Below are 12,146 nucleotides of genomic sequence, written 5' to 3'. Positions count from 1 at the left end.
AGGAGAAATCACTATGGCAGCAGTGTGCCAGGTGACCGGAGCAGTTCCCGGCTTCGGTCACGCCATCTCGCACTCGCACCGCCGGACGAAGCGTCGCTTCGACCCGAACGTGCAGAAGAAGACCTACTTCGTCCCCTCGCTCGGTCGCAAGATCACGATCAACGTGTCGGCTAAGGGTATGAAGGTCATCGACGTCCGCGGCATCGAGTCCGTCGTCAAGGACATGCTCGCGAAGGGTGTGAAGCTCTAATGGCGAAGAAGGCCCAGGACGTCCGTCCGATCATCAAGCTGCGGTCGACCGCCGGCACGGGGTACACCTACGTGACGCGCAAGAACCGCCGCAACAACCCCGACCGCATCGTGCTGAAGAAGTACGACCCGGTGATCCGCAAGCACGTCGAATTCCGAGAGGAGCGCTGATCTCATGGCCAAGAAGAGCAAGATCGCGCGCAACCACCAGCGCGAAGAGGTCGTCGCCCGCTACGCCGAGAAGCGTGCCGAGCTGAAGAAGACCCTCGTGGACCCGAACGCGACCGACGAGGCCCGCGAGGCCGCCCGCGTCGGCCTGCAGAAGCTGCCGCGCAACGCGTCGCCCGTGCGTCTGCGCAACCGCGACGCCATCGACGGCCGCCCGCGCGGCCACCTGTCGAAGTTCGGCATCTCGCGTGTCCGCTTCCGCGACATGGCGCACCGTGGCGAGCTGCCCGGCGTGACCAAGTCGAGCTGGTAAGCACCCATCGCACCGAAGGCCCGGATCCCCGCAGGGGGTCCGGGCCTTCTGCTGTGCTCGGGGGTCAGGCGTCGACGCGGGCGTGCGAGGTCGCCCACGCGAGGGCGTATTCGGCCACGTCCTCCCAGCCGTCCTGGCTGACGATGCGGTGCGTGCGGCCCGGCCACTCCTTGTAGTCCACGACCGCCGGGCTGCCGGTCGCGCGGTACTTCTTCACGATGGCGCGGCCGATGGCCGGGGGCACCACATGGTCGATCTCGCCGGTCATGATCAGCAGCGGCGCGCGATCGGTGCGGCCGTAGTCGACGTGCGAGGCCCCGCCCTTCTCGTTGAAGGCCGCCGCGACACCCTCGAAGAAGACCCGGTTGTACGAGTTGACGGCCTGCTCCTCCCAGATGCGGTCGGACTCGGCGCGGGTCAGGTCGTTGCCGAAGGTGAAGTGGAAGTGGCGCTTGCTCAGCGGCTTGGCGCCGTTGCGGCCGAACGGGTTGGACAGGATCGGTGTCCCGGTCCACAGGGTCGCGAGGGGGAGTGTCGAGATGCCCGCGGGCTGGCCGGGCGTGACGCCCACGTAGGCGACGCCGAGCCCGCGGTCGGCGAGCATCTGCGTGAAGAGGCCGCCGAAGGAGTGCCCCATGATGATCGGCTTGGTCGGCAGCGCGCGGATGATGCGGTCGTAGTGGTCGACGATCTGGCGGATGCCGATCCCCTTCAGTGCCTCGGGGTTCGAGCGGATGTCGGCGACGGAGCGGTCGTCGATGCCGGGCCAGCCCGGCACGATGACCTCGTGGCCGGCGGCGCGGAAGCGCTCCGCCCAGGTGTCCCAGCTCTTCGGGGTCATCCACAGTCCGTGGACGAGGACGATGGGGCTCTTCTCGGTGGTGGTCATGTCGATCTCCTGTGGGTTCGGTGTGGCGGTGGTGTCGGTGGGAATGCTCGAATAGTAGACCGAACGTTCTATCTATGCAAGACTATTCCCGAGAGAGAAGAGAATGTGAGCATGAGCACCACCGCCCCGCCGATCGTCGGTTCCGCCCTGTCCGCCCGCGACCGGCTGCTGGCCGCCGCGCAGCTGCTGTTCTACGGCGAGGGCATCCACTCCGTCGGGGTCGATCGCATCATCCAGACCGCGGGGGTCACGCGCGCGACGATGTACAAGCAGTTCGACGGGAAGGAAGGCCTCGTCCTCGCCTACCTCGAGGGGGAGGACGCCCAGCTGCGCGCGCTGTTCGCGGCCGCCGCGGCGGCATCCGATGACCCGCAGGTGCTCCTCGACCTCGTCGTCGAGGGGATCGCGGCCGACATCCGCGAGCGGCACACCCGCGGCTGCCCGTTCATCAACGCCGCCGCCGAGTATCCGGATGCCGGCCCCGTGCGGGACCTCATCGCCGCGCACCGCGAGTGGTTCCGCGGGATGCTCGTGCAGATCGCGTCCGCAGCGCACCTGACCGAGCCCGAGGAGGTCGCCGCGGCCCTCGTCCTGCTCCGCGACGCCGCGCTCGTCGGCGGCTACCTGGACGGCCAGGAGCGCGTCGCGCCGGCGTTCGCGCGCACGGCGCGCGGTGTGATCGCCGCGCACCGCGCCTGACCTGCCGGCACGGCGCGGGTCCACGCCCTCGACGCCTCATCCGCCCCATTCGTCCCATCCGTCACGCGACACGCCGGTGAAACCGCCCGGAGAGCGCCGGAAATCCGCGGAATGTCGCGGTTCGTGGGTATATTCGGGACCGGTCCATCCGACCAACCCGGGCGCGAGCCGTCCGGTCCGTAGTAATCAAGGCGGCATCGCCGCCTTCTGGAGGACAACCCCATGGCCATCACCAAGACCGAGCTCGTTGCCAGCATTGCCAGCGCGACGGGCCAGAGCCAGTCCGCTGTCTCGGGCGTGCTCGACGCTCTGTTCTCGACCGTCTCCGACGCCGTCGCCAAGGGCGACAAGGTCACGATCCCCGGCTGGATCGCCTTCGAGCGCGTCGACACCGCCGCCCGCACGGGCCGCAACCCCCAGACGGGCGAGGAGATCAAGATCGCCGCGGGCAAGCGCGTCAAGGTCACCGCGGGCTCGAAGCTCAAGGCTGCCGTCAAGTAAGACGGTCGTCTGACGAAGGGGGATGCCGAACGGCATCCCCCTTCTGCGTGTCCGGGGCCCGGAGGCCCGCGCGTAGGCTGGGACGGTGAACTCCCGCGCGCTCCGCTACGCCGGGCCGGCGATCCTTGCGGGGTCCGCGCTCGTGGCGCTCGTCGCCGGACTCACTTTCGGCGGCGGCGCAGCCCCGCTGCTCCTCGCCGACCCGGGGCCCGTCGTGCGCTGGGGGCTCCCCATCGCGACGCTCGTCGTGAACCTCTCCGCCGCCGGGGTGGTCGGCTCGCTCGTCCTCGCGCTCTTCGCTCTGCGGTCGGGCGACCGCCCCTTCGACACGGCGCTCGACGTCGCATCCGTCGCGTCGGCCGGCTTCACCGTCGCCGCCGGTGTCACCGCCTTCTTCACCTTCCTCAGCATCTTCAACGCGACCCCGGCCGCGGACGCGCAGTTCGGCGCGCAGCTCGGCCGCTTCCTCGTCGACACCGAGACCGGCCGCGCGTGGTCGCTGACGACCCTCGGCGGCGCCGTGCTGACGGTGCTCACCTTCGCGGTCCGCGGCTGGACGTCCACGGCTCTCGTCACCCTCCTCGCCGTCGCGACGCTCGTCCCCATGGCCACGCAGGGGCACTCCGGCGACGAGGCCAACCACAACACCGCGGTCGTCGCGCTCGCGCTGCACATCATCGGGGCCGCGGTCTGGCTCGGCGGGCTCGTGCTCCTCGTGATCCTCCGCCCGCGGATGCCGCGCGCGAGCCTCACCGACGTGCTGGCGCGCTACTCGAGCATCGCCCTCGCCGCGTTCGTCGTCGTCGCGCTGTCGGGCACCGCGCGGGCCGTGGCGGGCCTGGGGGCCTGGGACGACCTGATCTCCGCCTACGGGGCGCTTCTGGCCGTCAAGGTCGTCGCGCTGGTGGCGATCGGCGTGCTCGGCGCCTGGTATCGGCGGCGCCTCATCGTCCGCGTCGGGACGGATGCCGGATCCCGGCGCTTCTGGAGCCTCATCGCCCTCGAGCTGGCGTTCATGGGCATCGCGAGCGGAGCGGCCGTCGCCCTCGCCCGCACAGCGCCGCCGGGCGGGGTGTCCCTGCCGGACTCGCCCACGCCCGCCGAAGTGCTGACCGGTGCGCCCCTGCCGCCGGAGCTCACGATCGACCGGTGGTTCACCGCGTGGGACGTCGACGTGCTCTGGGCCTTCGCCGTCGGGTTCGGCGTGTTCTTCTACCTCGCGGGCGTCCGCCGGCTCCGTGCCCGCGGCGACGCCTGGCCGGTCTACCGCACGGTGCTGTGGCTCCTCGGGATGCTGCTGCTCCTCTGGGTCACGAGCGGTCCGATCAACGCGTACCAGGACTACCTGTTCAGCATCCACATGGTCGGGCACATGCTGCTGACCATGGCCATCCCGCTGTGCCTCGTGCCGGGTGCCCCGGTGACGCTCGCGGCCCGAGCCATCCGCAAGCGGGAGGACGGCACCCGCGGCGGCCGGGAGTGGATCCTCTGGGCCGTCCACACGCCGCTCTCCGCGGTCCTGACGCATCCGCTCGTGGCTGCCGCGGTCTTCATCGGCTCGCTCTGGATCTTCTACTACACCGACCTGTTCCGCTGGTCGCTGTACGACCACATCGGCCACGAGTGGATGGTCGCGCACTTCCTCATCTCCGGCTACCTCTTCGTGCTCTCCCTCATCGGCATCGACCCGGTCCCGCTGCGGCTCCCGCATCCGTTCCGCCTCGTCACGCTCATCGGCGTCATGGCGATGCACGCCTTCTTCGGCATCGCGATCATGATGTCCTCGGGCCTGTTCGTCGCGGAGTGGTTCGGCTCGATGGGACGCACGTGGGGCGACACCCCGCTCCAGGACCAGTACACCGGCGGCGGCGTCGCGTGGTCGATCGGCGAGATCCCCACCCTCATCCTCGCGATCGTCGTCGCGATCCAGTGGAGCCGGTCCGACGAGCGCGCGCAGCGCCGGTCCGACCGGCACGCCGACCGCACGGGCGATGAGGAGTTGGTCGCGTACAACGCGCATCTGCAGGAGCTCGCGGACCGCGAGGCCCGCACCCCGCGCTGAGCGGGATCAGTCGGCCGACGAGACCTCGATCGAGGCGGTGCCGTCGGGCAGGATCGTCACCGTGCCGTCGATGAAGAAGGGCACTTCCTCCGAGAGCGGCCAGGTCGAGCCGTCCTCGATGCGCTGGATGACGACATCCACCTGTGCGACGGCCTGCGTCCGCCGGATGAGCCAGTTCGCACCGTCCGGGGCGAGGGCGACCGTCGGCTGCTGCGCGATCGCCCAGGCGGGGAGGTCGACGATGCGGTTCTTCACGTCGATCCCGAACGGGCATCCGGTCGGCTGCAGCACCCGCTGGTCCGCGCACGCGGTGAGGAACCCTTCGACCTTCTCCTGCACGACGTCCACGAACTCGGGCGTCGGCTCGGTCTGCAGATCGACCGGCACCTGGGCCTGGGGCGTGTCGGAGAAGACGGCGACGCCTTTGCTCTCCGAGATCGGGGTGTCGACCGAGAGCGCGTAGAGCCCCGGGGAGAAGACCAGGAGCGGGACGGAGGCGAGCGGGTCGGCATCCACCCCCTCGGGGGACACCTGCCGCTTGTCGACCTCGAAGCCGTTGACGCGGAACTGCATCGCGCCGCGCACCGTCAGGTCGATGACGGCGAGGGGGCTCTGCGCGAAGCGCCACGACGGCGCGACGCCGATCCAGCCGTTCTGTTCGACCTGGAACGTCGAGGTGCCCTCGAACGGACCGGACGAGTAGGACACGGTGACGGCCGTGACGCCGTCCTCCACCTCGACCTTCTCGGCCGTGATGTCGTTCAGCGGCGCGAGGGCGTCGCGGCGCAGGAGCGCCTCGGACGCGGTCTCCGGAAGGCGCGCGGCGGTCAGGTCGGCGGAATCGATCGGGACCCCGGGGACGGCGAGGGCGTCGGCCGCGCGGCCCTGGCTGAGCAGGTCGAGGTAGCCGAGGACGAAGGCGGTGGGGCTGTAGAGCTGCTGGTAGAGGTAGGCGCCGGTCCCGGTCAGCGCGGCGACCAGGAGCACGCCCACGACCCCGAGGGCGGTCAGGTCGGCCGCGAGCCGGCGTCGACGCCGGCGGTGGACGGATGCCGTGCGGGCCGGCGGGGCGGCAGCCTCGGGTGCGCGTTCGACGACGTCGTCCGCCGCGGGCGCGACGGCATCCGTCGTCGTCACATCCCGCGCACCGTCCACGGACCCAGTCTAGGAAGGCCTGGCTGATAGCTAGCATGGTTCCGGTGAGCACGCCGACCCTGTCACCCGAGCAGGACGCGCTGTTCCGTCTCATCGAGGACACCCGCGAGCACGTCTTCGTGACGGGTCGCGCCGGCACCGGCAAGTCGACGCTGCTGCAGCACCTCGCTTGGAACACCCACAAGCAGATCGCCGTGTGCGCACCGACCGGTGTCGCGGCGCTCAACGTCGAGGGTCAGACGATCCACTCGCTCTTCCGGCTCCCGATCGGCCTCATCGCCGACAGCGAGATCGAGCAGTCCGAGCCTGCGCGCAAGATCATGAACGCGATCGACACGCTCGTCATCGACGAGATCTCGATGGTCAACGCCGACCTCATGGATGCCATCGACCGATCCCTGCGGCAGGCCCGCCGGCGCCGGGCCGAGCCCTTCGGCGGCGTCCAGGTCATCATGTTCGGCGACCCGTACCAGCTGTCGCCGGTGCCGCCGCGCGGCGACGAGCTGCGCTACATCCAGGATCACTATCGGTCGTTCTGGTTCTTCGACGCGCAGGTGTGGGCGGGACCCCGCGCCGACGGCGGCGCGATCCGCTCCGACGGGCTCCTCGACCTCGGACGCGTCGGCGCCCCCCTGCACATCCGGGAGCTGCGCGACATCCACCGGCAGTCCGACCCGGCGTTCAAGGCGATGCTCAACGCCGTCCGGCACGGGGTCGTGACAGCGGAGATCGCCGATGCGCTCAACACGATGGGGGCGCGCACTCCGCCCGAGCCCGTCGACGGCGAGCCGCCGATCATCACGCTCGCGACCCGCAACGACATCGTGAACCGCATCAACCAGCGGCACCTGGACGCGTTGACCGGACCGGTGCAGACGGCGCGCGCCGAGATCAGCGGCGACTTCGGCCGTGGCGACACGTATCCCGCCGAGCCGGAGCTGCAGCTCAAGGTCGGCGCCCAGGTGATGTTCCTGCGCAACGACATCGCCGGATACAGCGGCGACGGGCCCCGCTGGGTGAACGGCTCGATCGGCACCGTCACGCGCATCGCCGGCGGCTCGGTACGGGTCGAACTGGACGGTGAGGAGCACGACGTCGAGCCGACCGTGTGGGAGAGGTTCCGGTACGCCTACGACCCCGGCTCCCGCAAGCTCACCCGCGACATCGTCGCCGAGTTCACCCAGTTCCCGCTCCGGCTGGCGTGGGCCGTGACGATCCACAAGTCGCAGGGCAAGACGTACGACCGCGCCATCGTCGACCTCGGGTCGGGCGCGTTCGCCCCCGGCCAGACCTACGTCGCGCTCTCCCGGCTCACCTCGCTCGAGGGCCTGTACCTGTCGCGTCCGCTCCGCCCGAGCGACATCCTGGTCGACCGCGACGTGCGGCGGTTCATGGCCGCCGTCCGCGCGGCGGCGGAGTGAGCGCCGCGGGCATCAGGTGACGCGTGCCGCCCGGTCCGCGAGCAGGTCGTCGAACAGCTCGGTGTTGAAGCGGTACGCCCGCAGCACCTCCTCGACGATGCGCTCCTGCTCCTCGGGGTCCCACGGGGCGCGGTCCAGCAGCTCGCGGTAGCCCTCCTTGAACGCGCGGGTGTCGGCGATCTCCTCGAAGCGGTAGAAGCGCACGCCGTCCTCGGCGAAGCCGAACTGCCGCGCGAGGATCCGCCTGATGAACTGGCCGCCGGAGAGGTCGCCGAGGTAGCGGGTGTAGTGGTGGGCGACCAGCCCGCCCGGCCAGGTCGCGGCGACCTCGCGGATCCGCTCGACGTAGCGGACGGTCGTCGGGAGCGGGACGACGCTGCCGCGCCACGCGGGTCCGAGGAGGTGGTCGAGGTCCGCCTCGATCGAGGGCACGCGGTCCAGCGCCGCGCTGAGGAACGGCGCGACGGCCGCATTCGCCCGAAGGCGCCCGGCCGCGTCCTCCAGGGCGTCGTAGATGAACCAGTGCTGCACGACGAGGGCGGCGTAGTCGTCGAGGCTGCCGCGGCCGGCCATGAGATCCGTCATGAAGCCCGCGCCTTCGCTGCCCGAATGTGCCGCGTGGGAGCGATCGCGGACGACGGCGGAGAACACGGCGGGCTCGGTCATGCCGACAGCGTACCGGAGTTAGGCTCAGCTAACCTGAAGCTTCAGTCGTGCGGGCGCGGCGTGACCCCGAGGCGTCGGCACGCCTCGTCGTAGAGCGCGACGATCTCGCGGCGCACGTCGCGGCGTTCGGAGATCGGGCCGGACGGCCACGGCACGCGCACGACCTCCTCCGCGCCCTCCGCCGAGGTGACGTGCCACTGGCCGGCCTCCGAATCGAACGCCACCATCGTGGCGGAGATGGGGTCGGCCAGGGGTGAGAATGCGCGCGCGATCAGCAGATTGTCCGCGGAGTGGTCGCGGTTCATGTGTCCGAGGACGCCGGCGAGGGCGTCGTCGTCGAAGGTGTCGGGCATGCACCGACCCTATGCACCGACAGTGCGCGCCGACGGGACCGCCGCGTCCGGTGTGATCTAATCGAAGGGTGAACTCCGGGGGTGGACGAATGCTGCGCACGCACCGCTCTGGGCGTCTCACGGCACTCGTCGGTGCCGCCGCGCTCGCACTGTCACTCGTCGCCTGCGCTCCGGACGCCGAACCCGCGGTGACACTCCCGCAGCAGGTGGATGCCGCTCTCCCCGACGCCACCCAGACCGAGCTGCAGGCGGCCGTCGAGTATGCCATGGCGGCGACGGGCTCGCCGGGGGCGATCGTGGGCGTCTGGGTGCCCTGGGCGGGGAGCTGGGTGAGCGGCCTCGGCACGACCACGGTCGACGGCGCGAAGGTCACGCCCGAGATGACGTTCAAGGCCGGGCCCGTCACGCGGGCGATGACCTGCGACGTGCTGTACGCGCTCGCCGCCGACGGCACCGTCGCGCTCACCGACCCGGTCACGGACTGGGTCTCCGGCCTGCCCGATCTCGGCGAGGTCACGCTCGAGCAGCTCTGCGACAGCACGAGCGGTCTCAGCAGCTACGACGGCCGTGTCATGAGGCGATGGATCGCCAACCCCGAGCGGGTCTGGAGCCCACGGGAGCTGCTCGCCTACGGGATGTCGGCCGGCCTCGCCTTCGATCCGGGAACGGCCTTCCGCGACTCCGACACCGGGTACCTCCTCCTCGGCCTCGCCCTCGAGCGCGCGTCCGGGAAGTCGTCCGCCCAGCTGCTCCAGGAGTACGTCTTCCATCCGGCCGGGATGGATGCCAGCTCCCTTCCCGGCGGATCGGCCGTCGACCCGGCCCGGCTGGCCGGGCACCGTTCCGGGAACGTGGACGGGAAGGTCGATTGCGCGGCCCCGACGGATCTCACGAGCCTGTCCTCGTCGGCCGGCTTCACCGCGGCCGGTGTCGTCACCGACGTCACCGACCTGGGTCGCTACGTCCAGTCGCTGGCCACCGGTGCGCGCTCGTACGACGTCGACACGCGGTTCGACGAGCCTCGCGCGGTCACGTCCGACACGCCCTCCTGGTTCACCGTGGCGGGCGGCACCTACCAGGCAGGCTCGCTCGTCGGCCAGTACGGGTCGTTCCCGGGCTATCTCACGGCTGCCTTCGCCGACCGGCAGACGGGTATGGCCGTCGTCGTCGTCCTCAACAACTCGCGCGCAACGGCGGCCGTCGCACGCGCGACGGCCTGGCAGCTCGCGGCCATCGCCTCCAAGGTGCCCGCCGCCACCGGTGAGACGGCTCCCGAGGCGGGCCTGCCGTGGACGGCGGAGAGCGTCGTCGCCGAGATCGACAAGGCCGCCGTCTGCCCCGCGTCGTGACCGCCCGCGCGGGCACGGCTCCGGCCGTCGCGCTCGTGGTCGCGGGTCTCGCCTGTCAGGAGGTCGGCGCGTCCCTCGCGTACCTGCTCTTCCCGCAGGTCGGTCCCCTCGGCATGGTCATGCTGCGCCTCGTGTTCTCGGCGCTCGTGCTGCTCGCCATCGCCCGCCCGCGACTGCGCGGACACGCCCGCGGCGACTGGTTCGGCGTGCTCTGGTTCGGTGTCGTGCTGGCCGTCATGAACGGCCTGTTCTACCTCGCGCTCGAACGCCTGACCCTGGGCGTCACCGTCACGATCGAGGTGCTCGGCCCGCTCGTCCTCTCGATCATCGCGAGCCGGCGCGCGTCGGCATGGCTCTGGGCCGCACTCGCGTTCGTGGGCGTCGTGGCACTGGGCGGCGGAGGGTGGGACCGGCTCGACCCGTGGGGCGTGGTCTTCGCGCTCGGCGCGGCGGCCAGCTGGGCCCTGTACATCCTCGCGTCGGCCCGTGTCGGCGCCGCGTTCCCCAAGCTCGACGGCCTCGCCCTCGCGATGACGGCGGGTGCTGTCATCGCGCTGCCGTTCGGCCTCGTCGACGCCGGCGCCGCGCTGCTGCGTCCGGAGCTGCTCGCGCTCGGCGCCGCCGTCGCGGTGCTCTCCTCGACGATCCCGTACGCGTTCGAGCTGATCGCGCTGCGGCGCCTCCCGGCATCCGCGTTCGCGATCCTCATGAGCCTCGCGCCGGCGACGGCCTGTCTCGCCGGGTTCGTGCTCCTCGGCCAGCGGCTCACGCCGCTCGAGCTCGCGGGCATCGCGCTCGTGATCGCCGCCTCGATCGGCGCGGTCCGCGCCGCCGGCCGGCACGCGCGGCAGGCCGTCGAGCCCGTCGGCTGATCGGCGTCCGCGGTCACGCCATCCCGGCGAAAGCGGCGAGGCGGGCGCGACCGGCACCGATGTGCTCCTGCAGGCGCGATGTCGCCGCGAGCACCGCAGGATCGGCGGCGCGGTCGGCGGGGATGCGCGCGGGGTTGAGCGAGGTGCTGTTCGACCACGCGCGCAGATCATCCTCCCGCGACGCCGCTCGCGACGCGTCGCCGCCGATCGCCTGCATGGCCGCCCAGTCGCTCGGCGTGTTCGCATACGGTGTCGGGCGGCAGACCCGGTTCTTCTCGGCGTCGTCGTCGCGGGTGGCTTCGACGTGGCCGGCGAGGGCCGCGCCGAAGCACGGGAACCCCACGCGGACCGGCTGCGGCGTGATGGCCTCCGGGGTCCAGATGGGCCGCAGCCCTGGGTATTTGAGCCCCGCCGCGGCGCAGTGCACGATGAGCGCGTCGTGCGGGATGCGCACGTCGCCGTCTGCGAAGGTGAGACGGCCGGGGGCGGCGGCGAGCAGATGCCCGCGCCGGATGACGTCGTCGATCGTGCGGACGAGCTCGAGCTCCCACGTCGCGAGCGTCGGCGTCTTCGCCATCGTCGGCGTCACGGCGGGGTCGATCCGCATCATGATCCCGGCGGCCTCCATGCGGACGAAGGCGTCGTCCATGTCGGCCGCGTCCTCGATCGCGATCATGGTGTCGGCGGCCATCCCGAGGAAGACGGCGGGGTCGGGCTGCACGAGGGCGCGGTTGAGGAACCATGGATCACGGGGCCGCACCCAGGTGATCGCATCCGATGCGACGCCGTTCTGCAGCAGCCACACGCAGGTGTCGGTCGCGGTCTTCCCCGCCCCGACGACGACGTAGCGTCCCGGTGCCCCGTCGATGCGCACGAGCTCGTGCACCGGGACGACCTGAGCGCCGTCGGCCACGGCGAACGGCGGCGGAGTGCGGGCGGGGATGTCCGGCGACAGGTACCGCGCGTCCACGACGCGGGCGCGCGGGGCGTGGAAGCGGGTTCCGCTCAGCAGCGACACGAACCGGCCGTCGCCGAGGTACTCGGAGCGGCCGTGGAAGGCGACCTGGCCGCCGGCCGTCACGCGCGCCAGCACGCGGGCGTAGTAGTCGCACACCTCCGCGACACCGGCCCGTTCGTGCAGACCTCGTTCAGGACCTGCGGCCTGCACCCGGCCGCGACCGAGCGGTGTCGAGGCGACTCCGTAGAACGCGGACGCCTGGTGCAGGCGCACGAAACCGTACGCATCGAGCCAGTGACCGCCCGCACCGTGCCGGCGGTCGACGATCGCCACCGACACGTCGGCGGCCGCGGTCAGCGCGTCGACGAAGGCCATCCCCATCGCGCCGGCCCCGACGACCAGATAGTCGACGTCCACGTCCACGTCCACGTCCGAACCCCTTGCCCCGAGCGTCCTCGTCCTGCCGGGTGCTGTCAACGGGTCCCGCGGCG

Annotated in this window: 14 protein-coding genes; 9 read left to right on the top strand and 5 right to left on the bottom strand. The window is 71.3% G+C overall.

Annotated elements, in window-relative coordinates:
- The first annotated feature begins 13 nt into the window (after positions 1-13).
- The 3 genes from rpmB to rpsN are packed head-to-tail and all read left to right on the top strand — an operon-like array spanning position 14 to position 730.
- Positions 14-250, top strand: a complete 237-nt coding sequence (gene rpmB / locus QZL85_RS08385) for a 50S ribosomal protein L28 (RefSeq protein ID WP_295575989.1) — start codon at positions 14-16, stop codon at positions 248-250.
- Positions 250-420, top strand: a complete 171-nt coding sequence (gene rpmG / locus QZL85_RS08380) for a 50S ribosomal protein L33 (RefSeq protein WP_005051772.1) — start codon at positions 250-252, stop codon at positions 418-420. The genes rpmB and rpmG overlap by 1 nt, the downstream gene beginning before the upstream one ends.
- A gap of 4 nt (positions 421-424) precedes the next feature.
- The gene (gene rpsN / locus QZL85_RS08375) at positions 425-730 is read left to right on the top strand and encodes a 30S ribosomal protein S14 (RefSeq protein WP_028496288.1); all 306 of its coding nucleotides are present in this window, start codon (positions 425-427) and stop codon (positions 728-730) included.
- A gap of 64 nt (positions 731-794) precedes the next feature.
- Here rpsN and QZL85_RS08370 read toward each other — a convergent pair whose 3' ends face one another.
- The gene (locus QZL85_RS08370; RefSeq protein ID WP_295575987.1) at positions 795-1,619 is read right to left on the bottom strand and encodes an alpha/beta hydrolase; all 825 of its coding nucleotides are present in this window, start codon (positions 1,617-1,619) and stop codon (positions 795-797) included.
- Between the two features lie 111 nt (positions 1,620-1,730).
- Here QZL85_RS08370 and QZL85_RS08365 point away from each other — a divergent pair, with 111 nt between their 5' ends.
- The 3 genes from QZL85_RS08365 (at position 1,731) to QZL85_RS08355 (ending at position 4,881) form a co-directional block, all read left to right on the top strand.
- On the top strand, positions 1,731-2,318 hold the full coding sequence (locus QZL85_RS08365) for a TetR/AcrR family transcriptional regulator (RefSeq protein WP_295575985.1): 588 nt from the start codon (positions 1,731-1,733) through the stop codon (positions 2,316-2,318).
- Between the two features lie 222 nt (positions 2,319-2,540).
- On the top strand, positions 2,541-2,819 hold the full coding sequence (locus QZL85_RS08360; protein ID WP_028496289.1) for an HU family DNA-binding protein: 279 nt from the start codon (positions 2,541-2,543) through the stop codon (positions 2,817-2,819).
- 85 nt (positions 2,820-2,904) lie between these two features.
- Entirely contained in the window at positions 2,905-4,881 is a 1,977-nt protein-coding gene (locus tag QZL85_RS08355) for a cytochrome c oxidase assembly protein (RefSeq protein WP_295575983.1), read from the top strand.
- A 6-nt stretch (positions 4,882-4,887) separates the two neighbouring features.
- Here the strand turns inward: QZL85_RS08355 and QZL85_RS08350 are convergent, their stop codons facing one another.
- A complete protein-coding gene (locus QZL85_RS08350; RefSeq protein ID WP_366208650.1) occupies positions 4,888-6,036 on the bottom strand; it encodes a hypothetical protein in 1,149 nt (382 codons plus the stop codon).
- A gap of 44 nt (positions 6,037-6,080) precedes the next feature.
- On the opposite strand from QZL85_RS08350, the gene QZL85_RS08345 reads away from it, so the two are divergent.
- The gene (locus QZL85_RS08345) at positions 6,081-7,457 is read left to right on the top strand and encodes an ATP-dependent RecD-like DNA helicase (RefSeq protein WP_295575981.1); all 1,377 of its coding nucleotides are present in this window, start codon (positions 6,081-6,083) and stop codon (positions 7,455-7,457) included.
- Positions 7,458-7,469: 12 nt separating this feature from the next.
- On the opposite strand, the gene QZL85_RS08340 is transcribed toward QZL85_RS08345, so the two are convergent.
- Positions 7,470-8,123, bottom strand: coding sequence for a heme oxygenase (biliverdin-producing) (locus tag QZL85_RS08340; protein WP_295575977.1), 654 nt, complete (start codon positions 8,121-8,123; stop codon positions 7,470-7,472).
- Between the two features lie 41 nt (positions 8,124-8,164).
- Complete coding sequence (locus tag QZL85_RS08335; protein ID WP_295575975.1) at positions 8,165-8,476, bottom strand: DUF2470 domain-containing protein; 312 nt, start codon at positions 8,474-8,476, stop codon at positions 8,165-8,167.
- An 89-nt stretch (positions 8,477-8,565) separates the two neighbouring features.
- Between QZL85_RS08335 and QZL85_RS08330 the strand changes: the two genes are divergently transcribed.
- Together QZL85_RS08330 and QZL85_RS08325 are read left to right on the top strand one after the other, a co-directional pair.
- Positions 8,566-9,825 (top strand): serine hydrolase, encoded by a 1,260-nt coding sequence (locus QZL85_RS08330; RefSeq protein WP_295575973.1) that lies wholly within the window; start codon positions 8,566-8,568, stop codon positions 9,823-9,825.
- On the top strand, positions 9,822-10,697 hold the full coding sequence (locus QZL85_RS08325) for a DMT family transporter (RefSeq protein WP_295575971.1): 876 nt from the start codon (positions 9,822-9,824) through the stop codon (positions 10,695-10,697). Before QZL85_RS08330 ends, QZL85_RS08325 begins: the two co-directional genes overlap by 4 nt.
- Before the next feature lie 13 nt (positions 10,698-10,710).
- Here QZL85_RS08325 and QZL85_RS08320 read toward each other — a convergent pair whose 3' ends face one another.
- Complete coding sequence (locus tag QZL85_RS08320; RefSeq protein WP_295575970.1) at positions 10,711-12,084, bottom strand: NAD(P)-binding protein; 1,374 nt, start codon at positions 12,082-12,084, stop codon at positions 10,711-10,713.
- Between the last annotated feature and the right edge of the window lie 62 nt (positions 12,085-12,146).

It is taken from the genome of uncultured Microbacterium sp. (assembly GCF_900078385.1).
Lineage (GTDB): Bacteria > Actinomycetota > Actinomycetes > Actinomycetales > Microbacteriaceae > Microbacterium.
This window is presented reverse-complemented; position numbering and strand designations above follow the sequence as displayed.

What these genes read in the sequence shown, in the direction of transcription:
- QZL85_RS08360 (WP_028496289.1), top strand. Translation starts at nt 2,541, where the DNA reads ATGGCCATCACCAAGACCGAGCTCGTTGCCAGCATTGCCAGCGCGACG.
- rpmG (WP_005051772.1), top strand. Translation starts at nt 250, where the DNA reads ATGGCGAAGAAGGCCCAGGACGTCCGTCCGATCATCAAGCTGCGGTCG.
- rpsN (WP_028496288.1), top strand. Translation starts at nt 425, where the DNA reads ATGGCCAAGAAGAGCAAGATCGCGCGCAACCACCAGCGCGAAGAGGTC.
- QZL85_RS08330 (WP_295575973.1), top strand. Translation starts at nt 8,566, where the DNA reads ATGCTGCGCACGCACCGCTCTGGGCGTCTCACGGCACTCGTCGGTGCC.
- QZL85_RS08365 (WP_295575985.1), top strand. Translation starts at nt 1,731, where the DNA reads ATGAGCACCACCGCCCCGCCGATCGTCGGTTCCGCCCTGTCCGCCCGC.
- QZL85_RS08370 (WP_295575987.1), bottom strand. Translation starts at nt 1,619, where the DNA reads ATGACCACCACCGAGAAGAGCCCCATCGTCCTCGTCCACGGACTGTGG.
- QZL85_RS08335 (WP_295575975.1), bottom strand. Translation starts at nt 8,476, where the DNA reads ATGCCCGACACCTTCGACGACGACGCCCTCGCCGGCGTCCTCGGACAC.
- rpmB (WP_295575989.1), top strand. Translation starts at nt 14, where the DNA reads ATGGCAGCAGTGTGCCAGGTGACCGGAGCAGTTCCCGGCTTCGGTCAC.
- QZL85_RS08340 (WP_295575977.1), bottom strand. Translation starts at nt 8,123, where the DNA reads ATGACCGAGCCCGCCGTGTTCTCCGCCGTCGTCCGCGATCGCTCCCAC.